Source organism: Stenotrophomonas sp. Steno-Z10-HUANG (assembly GCF_056393075.1).
On the sequence record NZ_JBWJPA010000013.1, the window covers coordinates 105,840 to 126,179 of the forward strand.

General features: G+C 70.4%; 13 protein-coding genes. 4 read left to right on the plus strand and 9 right to left on the minus strand.

The window, feature by feature from the left end:
• Nucleotides 1-44 precede the first annotated feature (44 nt).
• From AC06E6_RS15715 to AC06E6_RS15745, 7 genes are all read right to left on the minus strand, one after another.
• Nucleotides 45-1,445: an ATP-binding protein gene (locus tag AC06E6_RS15715; protein ID WP_478061970.1), complete on the minus strand. Its 1,401-nt coding sequence runs from the start codon at nucleotides 1,443-1,445 to the stop codon at nucleotides 45-47.
• Nucleotides 1,445-2,146, minus strand: coding sequence for a response regulator (locus tag AC06E6_RS15720; protein ID WP_104938431.1), 702 nt, complete (start codon nucleotides 2,144-2,146; stop codon nucleotides 1,445-1,447). Before AC06E6_RS15720 ends, AC06E6_RS15715 begins: the two co-directional genes overlap by 1 nt.
• 97 nt (nucleotides 2,147-2,243) lie before the next feature.
• Nucleotides 2,244-3,761, minus strand: coding sequence for a beta-N-acetylhexosaminidase (locus AC06E6_RS15725; RefSeq protein WP_478061951.1), 1,518 nt, complete (start codon nucleotides 3,759-3,761; stop codon nucleotides 2,244-2,246).
• Nucleotides 3,762-3,857: 96 nt separating this feature from the next.
• Nucleotides 3,858-5,198: a metal-dependent hydrolase family protein gene (locus tag AC06E6_RS15730; RefSeq protein ID WP_478061952.1), complete on the minus strand. Its 1,341-nt coding sequence runs from the start codon at nucleotides 5,196-5,198 to the stop codon at nucleotides 3,858-3,860.
• A 112-nt stretch (nucleotides 5,199-5,310) separates the two neighbouring features.
• Complete coding sequence (locus AC06E6_RS15735; protein ID WP_478061954.1) at nucleotides 5,311-6,324, minus strand: S66 peptidase family protein; 1,014 nt, start codon at nucleotides 6,322-6,324, stop codon at nucleotides 5,311-5,313.
• Nucleotides 6,325-6,673: 349 nt separating this feature from the next.
• Nucleotides 6,674-8,293: a PAS domain-containing protein gene (locus AC06E6_RS15740; RefSeq protein ID WP_478061956.1), complete on the minus strand. Its 1,620-nt coding sequence runs from the start codon at nucleotides 8,291-8,293 to the stop codon at nucleotides 6,674-6,676.
• A gap of 258 nt (nucleotides 8,294-8,551) precedes the next feature.
• Entirely contained in the window at nucleotides 8,552-12,097 is a 3,546-nt protein-coding gene (locus AC06E6_RS15745) for a methylmalonyl-CoA mutase family protein (protein ID WP_478061958.1), read from the minus strand.
• A 285-nt stretch (nucleotides 12,098-12,382) separates the two neighbouring features.
• Here AC06E6_RS15745 and AC06E6_RS15750 point away from each other — a divergent pair, with 285 nt between their 5' ends.
• Nucleotides 12,383-13,480, plus strand: a complete 1,098-nt coding sequence (locus AC06E6_RS15750; protein WP_104938427.1) for a Glu/Leu/Phe/Val dehydrogenase dimerization domain-containing protein — start codon at nucleotides 12,383-12,385, stop codon at nucleotides 13,478-13,480.
• A gap of 73 nt (nucleotides 13,481-13,553) precedes the next feature.
• Here the strand turns inward: AC06E6_RS15750 and AC06E6_RS15755 are convergent, their stop codons facing one another.
• Nucleotides 13,554-16,391, minus strand: coding sequence for a S8 family serine peptidase (locus AC06E6_RS15755; RefSeq protein WP_478061959.1), 2,838 nt, complete (start codon nucleotides 16,389-16,391; stop codon nucleotides 13,554-13,556).
• 184 nt (nucleotides 16,392-16,575) lie between these two features.
• Here AC06E6_RS15755 and AC06E6_RS15760 point away from each other — a divergent pair, with 184 nt between their 5' ends.
• The 3 genes from AC06E6_RS15760 to AC06E6_RS15770 all read left to right on the plus strand — a co-directional run bounded on the left by AC06E6_RS15760 (nucleotide 16,576) and on the right by AC06E6_RS15770 (nucleotide 18,845).
• A complete protein-coding gene (locus AC06E6_RS15760) occupies nucleotides 16,576-17,751 on the plus strand; it encodes a thiolase family protein (protein WP_478061961.1) in 1,176 nt (391 codons plus the stop codon).
• A 122-nt stretch (nucleotides 17,752-17,873) separates the two neighbouring features.
• Nucleotides 17,874-18,215, plus strand: coding sequence for a hypothetical protein (locus AC06E6_RS15765; RefSeq protein ID WP_054664409.1), 342 nt, complete (start codon nucleotides 17,874-17,876; stop codon nucleotides 18,213-18,215).
• 234 nt (nucleotides 18,216-18,449) lie between these two features.
• Nucleotides 18,450-18,845 (plus strand): hypothetical protein, encoded by a 396-nt coding sequence (locus AC06E6_RS15770; protein ID WP_104938425.1) that lies wholly within the window; start codon nucleotides 18,450-18,452, stop codon nucleotides 18,843-18,845.
• A 120-nt stretch (nucleotides 18,846-18,965) separates the two neighbouring features.
• Here the strand turns inward: AC06E6_RS15770 and AC06E6_RS15775 are convergent, their stop codons facing one another.
• On the minus strand, nucleotides 18,966-20,030 hold the full coding sequence (locus tag AC06E6_RS15775) for an acyl-CoA dehydrogenase family protein (protein WP_478061964.1): 1,065 nt from the start codon (nucleotides 20,028-20,030) through the stop codon (nucleotides 18,966-18,968).
• Nucleotides 20,031-20,340 lie beyond the last annotated feature (310 nt).

Here is a 20,340-nt window from a genome sequence, read left to right on the forward strand (position 1 = left end):
CCCATGCAGCCCCCGCCCCCCGGAACCGGCCGGCGCGTTGTGGCTCAGCCGCGGCGGGCGGGCGCCGCGGCGGACGCCGGCCAGGTGACCACCGCTTCCAGGCCACCGTCGGGATGGTTGCGCAGCACCAGGGTGGCGCCGTTCTTCTCGGCCAGCGTGCGGGCGATGGTCAGGCCCAGGCCGACACCGCCGGTCTCGCGCGAACGCGAGGTCTCCAGGCGCAGGAACGGGGTGAACACCGCCTCCAGTTCGTCCGCCGCCAGGCCCGGGCCGTGGTCGCGGATGCACACCTGGACCTGGCCGTCGCGCGCCTGCGCGCGGATGGACGCCGAGTGCCCGTACTTGACGGCGTTGTCCACCAGGTTGGAGAACAGCCGGTGCATGGCCAGCGGGCGCACCCGCAGCACGGCGCCACAGCCCTGCTCGAACTCGACCGGGTGCCCGGCCTCGGCCGCGTCCCCGGCCACGCTCTGCAACAGCGAATCCAGGTCCAGCACCACGCGCTGCTCGGCGCTTTCGGCGCTGCGGGCCAGTTCCAGCCCCTCGCGCACCAGCGCCTGCATCGCCGCCAGGTCGGCGATCAGCCGTTCGCGCAGCGGTTCGTCGGCCACGTTCTCCAGCCGCAGCCGCAGCCGGGTGAGCGGCGTCTGCAGGTCGTGGGTGATGGCCGCGAGCATCTGCGTGCGCTCGCCGATATGCCGCTGCAGGCGCTGCTGCATGGCGTTGAAGGCTTCGGCCGCGCGCCGCACCTCCTGCGGCCCGGTCACCGGCAATGGATCGCGCTGCAGGTCCTGGCCCAGCTCGGTGGCGGCGTCGGCGAGCCGCTGCAGCGGCGAACTGGCGATGCGCGCCACCACGTAGGCGAGCACGGCGATGGCCAGCGACAGCAGCGACAGGAACAGCGGATCGAAGGCGAAGATGCGGATGCGCGCCGTCGCCGGGTACTGCAATGTGAGCCGCAGCGGGGTGCCATCGCCCAGGGTCAGCTCCACCAGCCGGCAGCGCGGCGGCACCACCGCCGGATAGCGCTTGCGCAGGTGGTGCGGGATGCGCGTGCGCTGCGGCAGCAGCTCCGGCAGCGGTGGCAGGCAGGCGCGGAAGCCGGTGACATACACCCGCGCATCGGCCACCGGCCCCTCGCGGTCGTCCAGGACCGCCATCAGCGCCAGGTCCTGCTTGCCGGCATGGACCTCGCCGCGGGCCGGATGCACGCTCGCGCCGCCGGTTTCCAGCAGCCGCGCGCGCAGCTCGGGGTTGCTCTCAAGCAGGGCCACGAAGCCCTGCAGGCGATCGGCCATGCGCATCAGGTTCTGCTGCTCGAACTCCTGGCGGCGGTGCGCCTCGGCCAGCAGGGTGGCGCCGATCGCCGCGGACAACATGCCGAGCAGCAGGATGACGAACAGCCGCCCCGTCATCGAGGCCAGGAACTGCCGCAGCCGGCGCATCATGCCAGCGTCACCACGCCGGCGAACACATAGCCTTCGCTGCGTACGGTCCTGATCAGGCTGCCGGCGCTGCCGAGCTTCTGCCGCAGGCGGCTGACCTGCAGGTCGATGGCGCGGTCCTGGGCCTCATGGCTGCGACCGCCGCCCAGCGCGGCCAGCTGCTCGCGCGAGAGCACCTTGTTGGCATGGCCGACGAATACCCGCAGCAGGCGGAACTCTGCGCCGGACAGCATCACCACGCGCCCGGCCGGATCCACCAGGTGGCGCCGCTCCAGGTCGAACAGCCAGTCGGCGAACGTCGCCCGGCGCATCGCCAACGGCTCCAGGTTGGCCGGCAGCGCCTCGGTCCGGCGCAGCACGTTGCGGATCCGCGCCAGCAGTTCGCGCGGCTCGAACGGCTTGGCCAGGTAGTCGTCGGCGCCCATTTCCAGCCCGAGCACGCGGTCGATCGGCTCGGCGCGGGCGGTGAGCATGATCACCGGGGTGCTGGCGCGCGCGCGCAGCTCGCGGCACAACGCCAGCCCGTCCTCGCGCGGCAGGTTGAGGTCGAGCACGACCAGGTCGATGGCTTCGCGCGCCAGCGCGTGGCGCATGCCGGCGCCATCGGCGGCGGTGCTCACCGTGTAGCCGGCGCGGCCGAGCTGCTCGGCCAGCAGTCCGCGGATGTCGCTGTCGTCGTCGACCACCAGCAGGCGGTGCATGGGGCGGTGTTCCTTGGTGGGATGCGCAATGCTAACCGAGCCGGACGCGCATCCCGTGCGGCCGCGGCGAGCGGGCGACGCCGCCGCGGCGCACGCCTCAGCGCGTGTCGGCGGCGTCGCCCCAGCCCAGGTCCGGCTCGGGGTAGTAGTGGACGCCCAGCGCGTCCAAGTGTGCGCGCAGCCCTGCCATGCGCCGCACGAACCCCGGATAGCCGCGCCGCGTGGCCGGGCTCCATGCCACCTCGGCCACGGCCGCCAGACGTGGCCACAGACGCGCATCGGCGGCGGCGTCGGTATGCACGAACTCGCTCCACAGCGCCGCTTCCACGCCCACCGCGGTCCGGTAAGGGGTCGGGTCGAAGGCATAGACCCGGGCCAGCGGCACGCCCTCGGCGCGGCACCAGTCGGCGCCGGGCTGGCCGGCACGGTTGCCGTGGTCGATGTACAGGTAGGAGCACGGCGACAGGATCAAGCGGTGGCCGCGGGCGACCGCAGCCTCGATGGCATAGCCGTCGTTCCACAGCTGCACCAGCGCGGTGGGCTTCATCGCGGCCACCGATCCTTCCTCCCAGACCACCGGAGTACGCCCCATCGCGTCCACCATCGCCGCGGTGCGGGCGACGAAATCGGCGTACAGCGGGTGCCTGATCTCATCGCCGCCGATGTGGATTTCATTGGACGGGAAGATCGCCGCCACCTCCTCCAGCACGTCGCGCACGAAGGGGTACACCACCTCGGGCTTGTCCAGGCACAACACGCTGAAGCCCACTTCCACGCCGGCGTAGGTGCCGCGGTTGGCCACGTCGTCGCAGACCAGCGCGTTGTATGAGGCCAGCGCCGCCTGCACGTGCCCGGGCATGTCGATCTCCGGCACCAGGGTGACGCCGCGCGCCTGCGCGTACGCCACCAGGTGCCTCAGCTGCGCCTGGGTGTAGTAACCGGCGCGCCCGCCCTGCACCGCGCTGGCGCCGCCGATTTCCACCAGCCGGGGATAGCGCTTGATCTCGATCCGCCAGCCCTGGTCGTCGGTCAGGTGCAGGTGCAGCCGGTTCAATTTGAACAGGGCCATGCGGTCGATGTGCCTTTCCAGGTAATCAACCGGCAGGAAACTGCGCGCCACGTCCAGCGACAGCCCGCGCCAGCGGTAGGCGGGCACGTCGGTGATCGCCAGCCGCGGCAGCCGGTAATCCGTGCCGGCGCGCGCCGGCAGCAGCTGCCGCAGGGTCTGCACCGCATGCAGCAGCCCGGCATCGGTGCGCGCGCTCAGATGGATCGCATCGTCCACCAGCAGCCGGTAGCCCTCCTCGCCCAGTGCCGGGTCGTCGACCCGCTGCAGCCGCAGCGGCGTGCCCGCGTCCGCGCTGGCGATGTGCAGCGTCGCCAGCAGCTCGTCCAGCGCACGCCGGGCCATGGGCGCGGCGCCCGCGTCCTCCACGACCACCGCCGAGGAAATCCGCAGCACGCCGGGACCGGCCTGGAGGGTGCCCGGCAGCGGCACGATGTGCGCCACCGGCGTCGGTTCCATGGCCACCGTCGGCCGCCGGTGCGCGCAACCGGCCAGCATCGCCAGCGCCATGCAGGACAGCACGATCCCGGGCCTGAACTGTAGTCTCATCGGGTCCTCCCCTGCCGGCGGTCGAGCAGCGGCAGTCTGCCGGCGCCGCGGCGGCGCCCCGGCGGGCGGGCGCGATGCCCGCCCGGCCCGGCGTGGTCAGTCGCCGCCCTTGACGATGCGCCCGTCCTTGACGATCACCGCGAAGCGGCGCGCCGGATCGGCGATCACCTGCAGGTCCGCCAGCGGATTGCCCTCGACCAGCAGCAGGTCCGCCAGCGCGCCTTCCTCGACCACCCCCAGGCGCCCCGGATAGGGGCTGCGCAGGCCGGACAGCGCCAGCAGTTCGGCGTTGTCGTGGGTGACCATGCGCAGGATCTCCGCCGGGGTGAACCACTCCCGCAGGCCGAGGATGAAGGCGTTCTGCTCGACATTGAGCACCGGCTCGAACAGGAAGTCGGTGCCCCACGCCATGCGCACCCCGGCGCGCTTGGCCATGGCCCACATGCGCGCCTGCCCGTCGATCACCGGCTTGCGCTTCTCGCGGCGCAGCGGATCCATGTTCTCGGTGCTCGCGCGCAGGGTCTGGCTGGACAGCCACACGCCACGGCGCGCCATCAGCCGCAGCGTGTCCTCGTCCAGCATCTGCCCGTGTTCGATGCTCTTCACCCCGGCTTCGATGGCGCGGCGCACCGCGCGCACGGTATAGGCATGCACGGTGACGTAGGTGCCCCAGTCCTCGGCGGCCTCCACCGCGGCGCGCATCTCGTCGAGCGTGTACTGGGTGACGTCCACCGGGTCGTAGGCCGAGGACGTGCCGCCGCCGGCCATCAGCTTGATCTGGCTGGCGCCCCGGCGCAGGTTCTCGCGCACCGCGGTGAGCACCTCGTCGCGGCCGTCGGCGATGAAGGTGGCGCCCATTTCCTCGGCCAGCGCCGGCTTGCCGAAGAAGCGCCGCGAGCGCTCATGCGGCAGGCGCATGTCGCCATGCCCGGCGGTCTGGCTGATGGTGGCGCCGGATGGCCAGATGCGCGGGCCGCGCGCATGGCCGGCGTCGATCGCCGCCTTCAGTTCGAAGATCGGCCCGCCGACGTCGCGCACGCTGGTGAAGCCGCGCAGCAGGGTGCGCTCGGATTCGGCCGCCACCCGCGCGGCCAGCTGGTCCGGCGTGTCCGCCAGGGCCAGCATGTCCGCCTGCGAGAGCGCGGTGAACGTGCTGTGCCAGTGCGCGTCGATCAACCCCGGCATCAGCGTGCGGCCGCGGCCTTCGATCACCGTGGCCGTGGCCGCCGGTGTCGCCGCCGCGCCGATCGCGGCGATATGCCGGCCGCGCACCAGCACGTCGGTGGGCGCGCCCAGCGTGCCGCGCACGGTGTCCAGCACCCGGACCCCGCGGAACAGCAGTTCGCCTTCCTCCGCCGCGGCCTGCGCGGACACGGGGGCGGCAAGCAGCAGCGCCCACGACAACGACAGCGTTCGCATCAGCCAGAGCATGGACATGACGTTTCTCCCTGTGGCATGCCGGTACCGCCAGCCGGCGGCCGCGCCAGTATAGGCGGCGGCCGCGACGGCATCGCCATGCCGGCCGCGCGCAGGCAGCCGCCGGCACCGCTCAGCCCCCGGCGAACACCGGTTCCAGCAGGCGGAAGGTACCGGCGTCGGCATCCATCTCCACGCGGCCACCGACCGGCACGATGAACTGTTCGCGGATGTGGCCGATCATCGCCCCGCGGAAGGCCGGGATCTTCAGCGGCGCGATGTAGTCGGCGAACAGCTGGTCCAGGGTCAGCGAGCCATAGCCGTCGCCGGGCGTGCAGCCGGTGCATTCGCCGAAGATGAAGCCGGCGATCCGGTCCAGCGCGCCCATCAGCTTGAGCGTGCTGAGCATGCGGTCGATGCGGTACGGCGCTTCGTCCACGTCTTCCAGAAACAGGATCTTGCCGTTGAAATCGGGCAGGTACGGCGAACCGGCCAGCGCGGTCAGTACGGTCAGGTTGCCGCCCACCAGCTCGCCGCGCGCGGTGCCGCCGGTGATGGTGCGGGTGCGGTTCCTGCGCGGCACCAGTTCGTCGTCGGTATCGACGCTGTTGCGGTACTGCATCAGTTCGCGCTTGAAGAACAGGCGCTCGAACTGGTCCACGTTGAACCGGTTCCAGCTGCCCGAGCCGATCGGCCCGTGGAAGGTCACCAGCCCGGTCCTGGCCTGGATCGCGCAATGCAGCGCGGTGATGTCCGAGTAGCCGAGCAGCACCTTGGGATTGGCGCGGATGGCGGCATAGTCCAGCAGCGGCAGCAGCCGCGCCGCACCGGAGCCGCCGCGCACGCAGACAATGGCCTTGACCTGGCGGTCGGCGAACATGGCGTTCAGGTCGCCGGCGCGCTCGGCATCGGTACCGGCCAGGTGCCCATGCCGCGCATCGTAATGGGCGCCGGTCTTGACCTTGAAGCCCAGCGCCTCCATCGCCTCGCGCGCCAGCTGCAGGCTGAGCGGGTCGCTGCTGGCCGCCGACGGGCTGACCAGCGCCACCGTATCGCCCTTCTCCAGCGGCAGCGGCAGCAACCGCCTGCCGCGTTGCGCCGCCAGCACGCTGCCCGTGCCCATCAGCGGCAACAGGGCCCCCGCCAATGCCGTGCCACCAAGGAATCGCCGCCTGTCCATGCCACCGCCTGTCTGCAGAAAGTGCGGCCGAGGGTAGCAACGGGCCCGCCTGCCCGACAGTGCGCCGCCGGCTTCATGCACAGCCGCGTGCGCGCAGCGGAAACACGCCTGGCGCAAGGCGCCCGGCGCGCTTCATGCAGCACTTGTCGCGGCGCATCCATAACCACGCGGCATGGGTGCCATACGAACTGTCATGCCCTGCCAGGAAAGGCACCACGCCTGCCGCCGGGCGCCCAGTGTCCCGGCACCGGAGAAAGCGCCACGCAAGGCGCGGCCGCCCGGCAACGCCGACCGGTGCCGCTGCACGACACGCCGGTCATGAAGCGATGCACACGCCCAGCGAGCGGCTCTTGGCGCGGTACATGGCCGCGTCGGCGGCGCGCAGGTAGTCATCGATCGTCTTCAGCCCGGACTGGCTGCTGACCAGGCCGATGCTGGCGCTGCTGCTCACCGTATGCGGGCCGATCAGGTACGGCACCTCCAGCGCCGCGACGATCTGCCGCGCACGCTCGGCCGCTTCGCCGGGATCGATCGATTCGAGCAGCAGGTTGAACTCGTCGCCACTCATGCGCGCGACCAGGTCGGCGTTGCGCACGCACGATTCCAGACGCCGCGCCACCTGCTGCAGCAACTGGTCGCCGGCATGGTGGCCCAGGCTGTCATTGACCGCCTTGAACCGGTTGAGGTCCAGCAGCAGCACCGCGAACATGGTGGTGCCACCCCGCGCCGGCCCGTCGGCCCCGGCCGCGGATTCGCCGCGGTGCACGGCGATGGCATGCGCCAGGCGGGCCCGGAACAACGGCCGGCCCGGCAGGTTGGTGAGCGCGTCGTAGGAGCTGCCGCGTTCGGCCAGGTCGCTGAGCGAGCCGGCCATGCGCACGGCAACGCCGTCGTCGAACTGGGCCACGCCGCGCCAGTTCACCCACACCAGCCGCCCGGAACCATGGAAGGCGCGGAAATCCACCGAGAAATTCGGGCTGTTCCCGGACAGGTGGCGGCGGTAGGCCAGCTGCACGCGCGCACGGTCGTCGGGGTCGATGAGCTGCTGCAGGAAGTGCCAGCCGCCGTGATGCACCGGCTCGCCGTCGTCCATCCCGACGATCCGGCGGAAGCGCTCGGACACGTGCATGACATCGCTGCGCAGGTCCCAGTCCCAGATGCCGTCATTGGAGCCAAGGGTGGCCAGCGCATAACGGTTGTCCGAGCGCAGCAGCTCCAGCTCGGTATGCTTCTGGCGGGTCACGTCGATCATCAGCCCGATCATGCGGTTCGGCCGCCCCGGCTCGACCACCGCCCGGCACAGGTCGCGCACCCACACCACCTTGCCGCACTTGGCGATCAGCCGGTAGCTCATCTCGTAGGCATAGCTGTGCGTGGCGTTGTACGCGGCCTCGTCGATGACCAGCGCCTCGGCCAGGTCGTCGGGATGCACGCGCGAGCGCCAGAAGCCCGGATCGGCGCGCCATTCCTCCACCGTGTAGCCGAACAGCCGCTCCACCTGCGGGCTCAGGAAGGTATTGCCCACCCCGCGCTCGGCCTCCCAGACCACGCCATCGATGGTTTCCAGCAACCGCAGGAAGCGCTGGCGGACTTCCACCAGCACCTGCTCGGTGATCTCGGTGATCTCGATCAGCACGCCCTGGCGGCTGAGCACCCGCTCGGCCTCGTCGGTCTCCGGCTGCAGCTGCAGGCGCACCCAGCGGTAATCCCCGTCGGCGAACCGCAACCGGAACACCGGCATGCCCGAGCGCAGGGTGCCGGTGTCGTCGGGGTGCACGAACTCCAGCAACGAGCGGCCCAGCGCCGCTTCCAGCGGGTGCCCGGTGAGCGTGTGCCAGGCCGGATTGAGGTAGGTGATCGCCCACAGCGCATCGGTCTGCACCACCGCCTCGGGCAGCAGGTGCAGCAGGCTCGTGGAGGGCGTGAGGGCGGACATACGGGGCTATGGTCACCGAGCGCCAGCGGGCAGTCCAGCGGCGGCCCGCGCGGGCGCTCATCCTGGCGGATGCACCTGCGCCCGCCGCCGCTACCCGCGTGGCCGCGCAACACCCCCAATTCCGACGCGCCATGCCGTATGCGGCGGGCCGCACGGCATGATATCCGCCCGGGTGACCCGGCTGCGGGCCAGCGGGCATCACCGGGTGCGCCCGGCAAACCGGCGAGGCCCGTCTTCGGGCCCTGCCGCCGCGGCCAATCACATGTTCCGCCGGTACTCCCCGCCCACGTCGTACAGCGCGTGGCTGATCTGGCCGAGGCTGTGGGTCTTGACCGCCTCGATCAACGCCGCGAACACATTGCGGCGCTCGCGCGCGGTGTTCTGCAGGTAGGCCAGGCCGTGGCCATCGTGGACACCGGCGTCGCTGCAGGCGCTGCCAGCCACCTCGTGGCTGTGCGAGGTCTCGCCGGCCGGGGCCAGGGCATTGCGGTTGCGCTGCCAGTTGCGCACGTTCTCGATCTGCTGCCCCTTCTCCTCCTCGGTCGAACGGATCAGCTCGATCTCGGTCGCCACTTCGCCGGCATGCTCCTTCGGCAGGAACATGTTGACGCCGACCAGCGGCAGGCTGCCATCGTGCTTCTTGTGCTCGTAGTACAGGCTCTCTTCCTGGATCTTGCCGCGCTGGTACATGGTGTCCATCGCGCCGAGCACGCCGCCGCGTTCGCTGATCGCCTCGAATTCCTTGTAGACCGCTTCCTCGACGATGTCGGTGAGCTTGTCGACGATGAAGCTGCCCTGCCAAGGGTTCTCGCAGAAGTTCAGCCCCAGCTCCTTGTTGATGATCATCTGGATCGCCACCGCGCGGCGCACGCTTTCCTCGGTGGGCGTGGTGATGGCTTCGTCGTAGGCGTTGGTGTGCAGGCTGTTGCAGTTGTCGAACAGGGCGTACAGCGCCTGCAGCGTGGTGCGGATGTCGTTGAACTGGATCTCCTGCGCGTGCAGCGAACGGCCGGAGGTCTGGATGTGGTATTTCATCATCTGGCTGCGCTCGTTGGCGCCGTAGCGCTCACGCATCGCGCGCGCCCAGATGCGGCGGGCGACGCGGCCGATGACGGTGTATTCCGGGTCCATGCCGTTGGAGAAGAAGAACGACAGGTTGGGCGCGAAGTCGTCGATCTTCATCCCGCGCGCCAGGTAATACTCGACGATGGTGAAGCCGTTGGACAGGGTGAAGGCCAGCTGGCTGATCGGGTTCGCGCCGGCCTCGGCGATGTGGTAGCCGGAGATCGACACCGAGTAGAAGTTGCGCACGCCGTGGTCGACGAAATATTGCTGGATGTCGCCCATCATGCGCAGCGCGAACTCGGTGGAGAAGATGCAGGTGTTCTGCGCCTGGTCTTCCTTGAGGATGTCGGCCTGCACCGTGCCGCGCACCGTGGACAGCGTCTCGGCCTTGATCCGCGCGTAGGTGTCGGCGTCCACCAGCTGGTCGCCGGTGACGCCGAGCAGGCCCAGGCCGAGGCCGTTGTTGGTCGGCGGCAGTTCGCCGTGGTACTGCGGACGGGCACGGCCTTCGAACATCGCCGCGATCTTCTTCTCGGCCTCGGCCCAGCGCGCCGGGTCGGACTTCAGGTACTTCTCCACCTGCTGGTCGATGGCGGTGTTCATGAACATCGCCAGGATCATCGGCGCCGGGCCGTTGATGGTCATCGACACCGAGGTGGTCGGCGCGCACAGGTCGAAGCCAGAGTACAGCTTCTTCATGTCGTCCAGGGTGGGGATGTTGACCCCGGAGTTGCCGATCTTGCCGTAGATGTCCGGGCGCGGCGCCGGGTCCTCGCCGTACAGGGTGACGCTGTCGAAGGCGGTGGACAGGCGCGCGGCCGGCTGGCCCACGCTCAGGTAATGGAAGCGGCGGTTGGTGCGCTCGGGGGTGCCCTCGCCGGCGAACATGCGGATCGGGTCCTCGCCGCTGCGGCGGTACGGGTAGACGCCGCCGGTGTACGGGTAGGAACCGGGCAGGTTCTCCTTCTGCAGGAACACCAGCAGTTCGCCCCAGCTGCGGTAGGTGGGCGCGGCGATCTTGGGAATCTGCTGGTGGCTCAGCGACTCGCGGTAGTTCTCCACGCGGATGGTCTTGCCGCGCACCTGGTATTCGTTGACCTCGTCGGTGATCGACTTCAGCCGCGCCGGCCATTCGCGCAGCAGGCGCAGGGCTTCCGAATCCAGCGACTGCACCGCGTCGTTGTAGCGCTGGCGCAGGGTGCGCAGGCTGGTGTCGGCGGCCGCGTCGGTCAGGGCGTCGGCCGGGTACAGGTCCAGCGCCGCCGGCAGCGCGGCGTCGCCCAGCTCCTTCAGCGCCTGCCAGCAGCCCTGGGCGCGCTCGGCCACCTCGGCCTGCGATTCGATGCGGGCATTGATGGCGCGGCCCTGCTCGGCGATCTCGGCCAGGTAACGCACCCGGCTGCCGGGAATCAGCACGGTCGCGCGCGGCTCCTTCAGCGTGGTGTCGATGGCCGGCATCCAGTCGCAGCCGCCCTGCGCTGCGGCCTCCGCGTTCCCGGCGCCGCGCTTGTCGCGCAGCAGCCGGCACAGGTTGGCGAACATCCAGCTGATGCCCGGGTCGTTGAACTGCGAGGCGATGGTCGGGTACACCGGCACATCCTCGTCCTTCATCGCGAACGCCACCCGGTTGCGCTTCCACTGCTTGCGCACGTCGCGCAGCGCATCCTCGGCGCCGCGCTTGTCGAACTTGTTGAGCACCACCAGCTCGGCATAGTCGAGCATGTCGATCTTTTCCAGCTGGCTGGGCGCGCCGAAGTCGCTGGTCATCACGTACATCGGGAAATCGACCAGATCGACGATCTCCGAGTCGCTCTGGCCGATGCCCGCGGTCTCGACGATCACCAGGTCGTAGGCCAGCGACTTGAGGAAACCGATGCAGTCGCGCAGCACGGTATTGATCGCCGCGTGCTGGCGGCGCGTGGCCATCGAACGCATGTACACGCGCGGGCTGCGCAGCGAGTTCATGCGGATGCGGTCGCCCAGCAGCGCGCCACCGGTGCGGCGGCGGGTCGGGTCGACCGAGACCACCGCGATGCGCATCTGCGGGAAGCTGGCCAGGAAGCGGTTGAGCAGTTCGTCGGTGACGCTGGACTTGCCGGCGCCACCGGTACCGGTGATGCCGATGACCGGGGTCCTGCCGCCGGCCAGCTGCCACTGCCGGCGCAGGTGCGCCAGCTCCGCGTCGCCGAAGGCGCCGTCCTCCAGCCGCGACAGCATGCGGCCGATGGCGATCTCGTCGCCGATGCCGGGCACGCTGGCGTCGTCCGCCGCCGGTGCCGTGTCGCGGGCGTCGCCGGCGCGCCGGACCACGTCCTCGATCATCTCCACCAGCCCCATCTTCATGCCGTCGTTGGGGTGGTAGATGCGCTCCACGCCGTAGGCCTGCAGTTCGCGGATCTCCTCCGGGGTGATGGTGCCACCGCCGCCACCGAACACGCGGATGTGGCCGGCGCCGCGCTCGCGCAGCATGTCCACCATGTACTTGAAATACTCGACATGGCCGCCCTGGTAGGACGACAGCGCGATGGCGTCGGCGTCTTCCTGCAGCGCCGCGCGGACCACGTCTTCCACCGAGCGGTTGTGGCCCAGGTGGATCACTTCCGCGCCCTGCGCCTGGATCAGCCGGCGCATGATGTTGATGGCCGCGTCATGGCCGTCGAACAGGCTGGCGGCGGTGACGAAACGCAGCGGGCTGGTTTCCGTCTGCGTCTGCGGGAGGTGGGGGGCGGGAGTACTCATGGGCCGTGCGACATCTCGGTTTCTGTTGAAACCGATGATAGAGCCGCGCGCCGCGCAGGTCAGGTTGCAGCGCAGCGTGACCCGGCCGCCGTACCGCCCCGCCCCCCGGCCGGCTGCGCCCCCTTCGCGGCCGGCGGCAGCCTGAACATGCGCTGGCCGCCGAATGCTTTAGAATGGCCGCCCGCGACCCGTCACCGCCACGACGAAGTCGCATTTTTGTTTTCTGGCCCACCAGTTGTCTGCAGGATCACGGACGTTGTCGCAGTAACGCCCATCGGAGCTTCCATGCTTTTCGAAACCCTCGCCACTTCCGGGCACGAACAGGTCGTGTTCTGCCACAACCGCGATGCCGGCCTGAAAGCGATCATCGCCATCCACAACACCACCCTGGGCCCTGCCCTGGGCGGGGTGCGCATGCGGCCCTACGCCAACAGCGACGACGCCCTGCGCGACGTGCTGCGGCTGAGCCGCACCATGACCTACAAGAACGCGCTGGCCGGGCTCAACGTGGGCGGCGGCAAGGCGGTGATCATCGGCGACCCGCGCACCGACAAGAGCGAGGTGCTGTTCCGCGCCTTCGGCCGCCAGGTCGAAGCGCTGGGCGGGCGCTACATCACCGCCGAGGACGTCGGCAGCGACGTCAACGACATGGAGCAGATCTACCTGGAGACCGGCTATGTCACCGGCGTGCACCAGGTCCATGGCGGCTCCGGCGACCCGGCCCCGTTCACCGCCTACGGTGCGCTGCAGGCGCTGATGGCCTCGATCAACCGCAAGTTCGGCCACGAGGAAGTGGGCAAGGTCAGCATCGCCGTGCAGGGCCTGGGCCACATCGGCATGGAACTGGTGAAGCTGCTGCGCGAGCGCGGCGCCAAGCTCTACGTGACCGACCTGGACCCGGTGCTGGTGCAGCGCGCGGTCACCGAGTACGGCTGCGAGGCGATCAAGCCCGATGCCATCTACGACGTCGCCGCCGACGTGTTCGCGCCCTGCGCGATGGAAGGCGCCATCGGCATGGAGGAGCTTGACCGGCTCAAGGCCAAGGTCATCTGCGGCACCGCCAACAACCAGCTGGCCAGCCATGCGGTGGGCGACGAACTGCATCGGCGCGGGGTGCTGTGGGCACCGGATTACGCGGTCAACGCCGGCGGCGTGATGAACGTGTCGCTGGAGATCGACGGCTACAACCGCGAGCGCGCCATGCGCCTGATCCGCAGCATCTACCACAACCTCGGCCGCATCTTCGACGCGTCCGAGCGCGACGGGATCTCGCCGCAGCGTGCGGCCGACCGCATCGCCGAGGCCCGCATCGAAGCCATCGGCAAGCTGAAGATGCCGCTGGGCCGCGCCACCCCGCGCATGAGCCGCCTGCGCGGCGAGTAGCCAGCGCACCCGGCCGGCACAAAAAAGGCGGGCGACCCGGTCGCCCGCCTTTTGCATGTCCGCCGCCGCTGGCTCAGAACCCGCGCATGAACCGCAGCGACACCTGCCGGTTGTCGCCGCGTCCGCCCAGGCGCTGGTCGTAGCCCAGCGACAGCTGCGCATCGCGCGCGACCCAGGCATCGAGCGACACGCCGAACAATCCGGCGGCGCACGCGGGCTGCAGGCCATACAGCGGCGCCCAGGCATCGATACCGGTGAAGCGTGCCTGCAGCGGCCCGGCGCCGGCGGACAGCGCCTGCTGCCACTCGGCATAGCCGCCCAGCTGCAGCCCGCGCCAGCGGTAGTCGGCGCGCAGGCCGGCCAGGCCACGCAGCTGGCTGGCCTGCCAGCCGCCGGCGCTCAGCCCGAACCCGTAGCCGCCCTGCTCCTGGAACGCGTCGCTGTCGATGCGGGCGTAGTCGGCGCCCAGGTACGGGGTGAACGCGCCCCGTCCCAGCTCGAAGCGGTAACCGGCCTCGGCGCTGCCGGACAGGAAGCGGCCGGCGTAACGCGCCGTCACCCCGGCACGTTCGCCGCCCAGCAGCAGGCCGCGATCCAGCTCGCGCTGGTAGCCACCCACACCGAGCTGCCCGAGCGCGTACGCCTGGCCCCACTGGCGCCCGGCATAGAACCGGGCCTGGGTCTGGCGGTCGCGGCCGCGGTCGCCGGCCTCGCCGCCGGCCAGCTGCGCCTGCATCTGCCCGAACGCGAAACCCACCCGGGCATCGCCCATGCCGGTCTCGCGGCCCAGCATCCAACCGCCCAGGCGGTAGTCGCCGCCGGCAAGGCCGCCCTGGCCGCCCTCCCCCAGCGAACGCGACCAGGCCCCGTCGGCGCGGCTGCCGCCCTCGCCGAACTGGGTGGACAAGGCCCGCCGGTTCATGTCGATGCTGTCGAAGGTCATCGCCAGCGCCAGCGCATGCGCCTGGCCGGTGAGGCTGCGCAGGCTCGCGCCCAGCCCGTCGAAGCCGCCACCGCCACGCTGCAGGGCGCTGGCACCGGCCGCAAACGCACCTGACTGCAGGGTCACATCGCCATCGAGCAGTTCGAAGGCCTGCTCCACCCGCTGCGCCGCGGCCATTGCCGCGGCATCCGCGCCCGCCACCCGCGCGGCCGCGGTCACGTTGACCCGCTGCAGGTCCAGCCAGGCATTGTGGCTGTCATAACCATAGCCGGCCTGCAGCAGTGCAACGCCGGCATTCTGGGTGGCGGCAGGGGCCGCGTCGAACTGGCCGCTGACACCGCCATCGGCGCGGATCAGGCCCTGCCGCGTGCCGTCCTGTGGCACGTAACCGGGCACCACCCCGTTGATCAGCACACCGCCGCCCTGCAGGGTTGCGCTGCCGGTGACCTGCAGCGCATTGACCCCCAGCGCGATCAGCAGGCGGGAACCGCTGCGCTGCAGGTAATCGCCGTCGATGATGCTGCTGTTGCCACCGCCAAGCATCACGATGCTGGCACCGTTGTCGACATTGCCGGTCACCCGGGTGGCACCGCCCATGAACTGCAGGGCTGCCTGCGTCGGATCGGACCGCGGTACGAGGGTGACGCTGGAGCGTATCGAGGCGCCATCGCGCAGGGCCAGCGTGCCCTGTTCGATGCGGGTGGCGCCGCCGTAGGTATTGGCGCCAGCCAGGGTCAGCGCCCCTGCGCCGCGCTTGACCAGCCCGCCGGCGCCGCTGATGTCATTGCTCCAGACCGACCCCAGCCCCAACTGGTTGACGTCCACCGTCACGTCGCCCCAGTCGAACCGGGCCGGGCCCTTCACCGCCTTGCCGACGTTGAGCAGGCCATAGCCGAACACCGCATCCGGGCCGGGATCGCCCAGGTCGGTGGCGGTGCCCAGCAGGGTCTGCCGCACCAGGTTGTTGTCGAAATACGGGAATGCCTGCCACACCAGCGCCGCCGCGCCCGATACCAGCGGCGCGGCGTAGGAAGTGCCGCTGCCGTAGTAGTAGGACAGGTTCGACGCCGTGGCGGTGGGCCCCACGAAGGCGGAGGTGCCCGGCGCCACCAGGCAGTAGTTCCTCGCCACGCCGCAGGCGTTGGAGTAATCGGCCAGGCGCCCCGGGTTGGCCGTGTCCAGCGCCGCCACCGCCAGCCAGCCACGCTCCAGGTCGGCCGCCGGGCGCGAGCCATTCTCGCCCGGCTGGCTCGGCAGCGCGGCCATGTCGCTGGGATTGGCGCGCGATTCGTTGCCGGTGGCGAACACCACCAGCCCGTCGTTGCCGGCGATGAACGGGCGGTACTCGGCGGCGATCTGCGCCGTCACCGTCGGCCGCGTCCAGTACAGCCCGCCCCAGGAGTTGTTCATGATGCGCACGCCGGCACGGATCAGGTCGTCATGGACGCCGCCCATGCCCAGGCCACCGGTGACCTCGTTGCCCTGCCCGGAACCGTCGTCCTTGGGCCGCTCGTCGTTGATGATGCGCGCCGAGACGATCTGCGCGCCCGGCGCGATGCCCCCGGGCCATTGCCCGGTGGCCGCACCGGCGGCCAGCTGCGCCACCGTGGTGCCATGGCCGACCACGTCGTCCACCGCCAGGTTGTTGCGGCGCGGATCCACGTAACTGAAATTGGCCACCACCCGCCCGGTCAGCGTCGGATGGTTGCGCATCACCCCCGAATCGACCACGCCGATGCGGACGCCGGCACCAGTGAGGCCGGCGGCCTGCGCGGCGCGGGCGTTGGTCAGCGCCAGATGCGCGTCCATCGCCGGCTGCGGCGTGGTCGAAGTGGGCGGCGGCGAGGTCGGCGGCGGACTGGGCGGCGGTGGCGGGGTCGATTTGCTGCCACCGCCGCCGCCGCAGGCGGCCAGCGCCAGTGCCATCGAAGCGGCCAGTGCGGTGTGGCCCCTGAACGTGTTGCGCATGCCCTCTCCCCCATGACTGGCCGGACACCGGTATCCCTGCGGACGGGGCCACCGGCCGGCCATGCGGTGGCTCACCTTCTATACTGCAACGACAAACCGCTGTCTGCCGGGATGTGCCGTTGGTCCAATGGGCACCCCGCCGGCGGCTTTCGATAATCGTTGCAGGATACAACCGAGACCGCACATGTCCGACATCGTCATCGCCGCCGCAAAGCGCACCGCCATCGGCTCCTTCCTCGGCCAGTTCAACGGCGTCCCCACCCCGACCCTCGGCGCCACCGCGATCCGCGCGGCCATGGAGCAGTCCGGCGTTGCCGCCGCCGATGTGTCCGAAGTGATCATGGGCTGCGTACTGCCGGCCAACCTCGGCCAGGCGCCGGCGCGCCAGGCATCGCTCGCCGCCGGCCTGCCGGTCAGCACCGGCTGCACCACGCTCAACAAGGTGTGCGGCTCGGGCATGAAAGCGATCATGCTGGGCCATGACCTGATCAAGGCCGGCTCGGCCAGCATCGTCGTCGCCGGCGGCATGGAGTCCATGTCCAACGCGCCGCACATGATCCCGAACTCGCGCACCGGCAACCGCTACGGCAACTTCCAGGCGGTGGACCACATGGCATGGGACGGCCTGACCAACCCGTACGACGGCCAGGCCATGGGCGTGTTCGCCGAAGGCACCGTCGCCAAGTTCGGCTTCACCCGCGAGGAGCAGGACGCCTACGCCATCGAATCGGTCAAGCGCGCGCAGGCCGCGCAGGCCACCGGCGCGTTCAAGGACGAGATCGTCGCGGTGAAGGTGGCCACCCGCAAGGGCGAGGTCGAGGTCGACCAGGACGAACAGCCGGGCAGGTCCGACATCGCCAAGATCCCGACCCTGAAGCCGGCCTTCAAGAAGGACGGCAGCGTCACCGCGGCCAGTTCCTCCAGCATCTCCGACGGTGCCGCCGCGGTGGTGCTGATGGACGCCGCCGACGCCGCGCGCCGCGGGGTGCAGCCGCTGGCCCGCATCGTCGCCCACGCCACCTACGCGCAGGAGCCGGAGTGGTTCACCACCGCGCCGATCGGTGCGGTCAGGCAGGTGCTGGACAAGGCCGGCTGGCAGGTCGGCGACGTGGATCTGTTCGAGATCAACGAAGCCTTCGCGGTGGTGGCGATGGCGCCGATCCGTGAACTCGGGATCCCGCATGACAAGCTCAACGTCAACGGCGGCGCCTGCGCGCTGGGCCATCCGATCGGCGCCTCGGGCGCGCGCCTGATGGTCACGCTGGTGCACGCCTTGCGCAGCCGTGGCCTCAAGCGTGGCGTCGCCTCTCTCTGCATCGGCGGCGGCGAAGCAACGGCCATCGCCATCGAATTGATTTGATTGGACTTAATGCCTTTTTTACAAAAATGAATGCGCGGTCGCTTGACAGCCCAAACGGGCTTGTCATCATGTTTAAGGCGCGCAATGGCGCGTTGCCTAATCTAACGACGAGGATTCACACAATGAGCATCAACAAGCTGCTGATCGCGATGGCCCTGGGCCTGGCCCTGGCCGCCTGCTCGAAGCAGGAAGCTGCCCAGGACGCCGCTGCTTCGGCCAACGAAGCCGCCACCGACGCCCAGGCCGCCGCTGACCAGGCTGCTGCCGCCGGCGCCGAAACCGCCGACGCCGCCCAGGCTGCTGCCGACACCGCCGCCACCGCTGCTGACGCCGCTGGTGACGCCGCTGCCGCCGCTGCCGGCGCCGCCACCGACGCCGCTGCCGGCGCCGCTGCCGACACCGCCAAGGCTGCTGAAGACGTGGCCGACAAGGCCAAGGACGCTGCCGAAGAAGCCAAGAAGTAATAACTTCTGCTTCGACGCAAGTCGGAAAAGCCGCTGGTTCGCCAGCGGCTTTTTTTTTGCCTTCTCCCGCCTGTCCCCCGTGGCCGCAGGGGCCCGGCGCGCGCGCCACCCAGCCACGGATCGTCCAGGGCGCCGATGGCCGGCGCAGCCGGCGGTGCCGGGTCGGCGTTGACGCAATCTGAATCCGCGTCCGCCTACGCTGCGCGCGTCGTCCCCCAAACCCAGGAGAACGCGATGAAGCTGTTTGTACCGCTGCTGGCCGGCAGCCTGATGCTGGCCCTGTCCGCCTGCAACGACCCCAATGCCGAACAGGCCAAGCGCGATGCCGAAGCCGCGGCCGACCACGCCGCCGATGCCGCACGCAACGCCGGTGAGTCGGCGGCCGACGCCGCCCGCAGCGCCGCCGACCGTGCCGCCGACGCCACCCGCGAGGCCGCCGCCAAGTCGGAGCATGCGCTGGACCGCGCGGCCAACGCCACCAGCGCCGCGGCCGAAGATGCGTCGGCGGCCGCCAAGGAGGCCGCGGCCGATGCCAGCGCCGCCACCGCCAACGCCGCGCAGAAGGTCGCCGACGAAGCGCACGACGCGGCCGAGAAGGCGCGGCAGAAGGCGGACGACGCCAAGCACTGATCGTCCCCACCCCATCGCGCAGCCGTCCCCGGCGGGCGGCTGCGCGATCCCTGTGACGGCGGCGACGCCGTCCAGCGACCTGTCCGGCGCCGCGGGTGCCGGTTGCCGAGGCCAGCGCGCTCAGGCTGCCGGCACGGCCCGTTCCAGGATATCCGCGAACGCCACCGACGCATCCAGCATGCCGTAGGCGGGCGGCAGCGGTGCCGCCAGCCGCGCGGCCACGAACAGGCCCGCCACCGGGCTGCCGCCCCGCAGCAGCGTGGCCGCCTGCAGCAGCAGCGCCAGCGAAGCGGCCACGCGCCGTGCCGCGGCTTCGGCCACCGTTGCCCCGTCCAGCAAGGGCGGCAAGGCCTCCAGCGCCGCGTCGTAGGCCGCCTCGCGCCCACGCGCCTGCTCCAGTTCGCGCAGCAGCGCCTGCCGCGACTGCGGTTCGCGTGACAGCGCGCGCAGCACGTCCAGGCATTGCACGTTGCCGCTGCCTTCCCAGATCGAATTGAGCGGCGCCTGCCGGTACAGCCGCGGCAGCATCGATTCCTCGATGTAGCCTGCACCGCCCAGGCACTCCTGCGCCTCGTTGACGAAGCCCGCCGCGCGCCGGCAGACCCAGAACTTGCCGAGGGCCGTGGCGACGCGCGCGAACGCCGCTTCGGCGGGGTCGCGCGCGGCCGCATCCACCGCGCGCGCGACCCGCAGCGCCAGCGCGGTGGAGGCCTCCGATTCCAGCGCCAGGTCGGCCAGCACGTTGGCCATCAGCGGCTGCTCGACCAGGCGCCTGCCGAAGGCGCGGCGGTGCCGTGCATGGTGCAGCGCCTGGGCCAGCGCCATGCGCATTTCCGCGGCAGCGCCGAGCATGCAGTCCAGCCGCGTCAGCATCACCATCTCAATGATGGTCGCCACGCCGCGCCCTTCGGCGCCGATGCGCCTTGCCCACGCGCCGCAGAACTCGACCTCGCTCGAGGCGTTGGCCCAGTCGCCGAGCTTGTCCTTCAGCCGCATCAGCCGGAAGCCGTTGCGCGCACCGTCGGGCAGGCGCCGCGGCATCAGCAAGCAGCTCAATCCGCCCGGCGCCTGCGCCAGCACCAGCCAGCCGTCGGACATGGGCGCGGACAGGAACCACTTGTGCCCGACCAGCGAGTACTCGCCCTCGCCGGCCAGCGGCGTCGCGCAGGTGCGGTTGCTGCGCACGTCCGAGCCGCCCTGGCGCAGGTTACATGCACCCCCATGGACATTCCAAATTTCCCGCAATTTTTGGCGCTTTGACCAAGAAACACGAGTGTCCATGGTCCAGCCACAGAATCGCTTATCCAGCGGCATGGATTTGTCCATACCTCCACAAGACACCACAGCATTAGAAGTTGCCGTACGGCATCCCCAACCGCCATTGACCCGAGCACGACTTGTTCGTGTGCGAGCTGCGTGATGCTGGCATTGGGGCTCTTGCATATCTAAGCACCCTACTCTTTGCCAACGAAGTCTTGAAGTGGACAACGCGAAC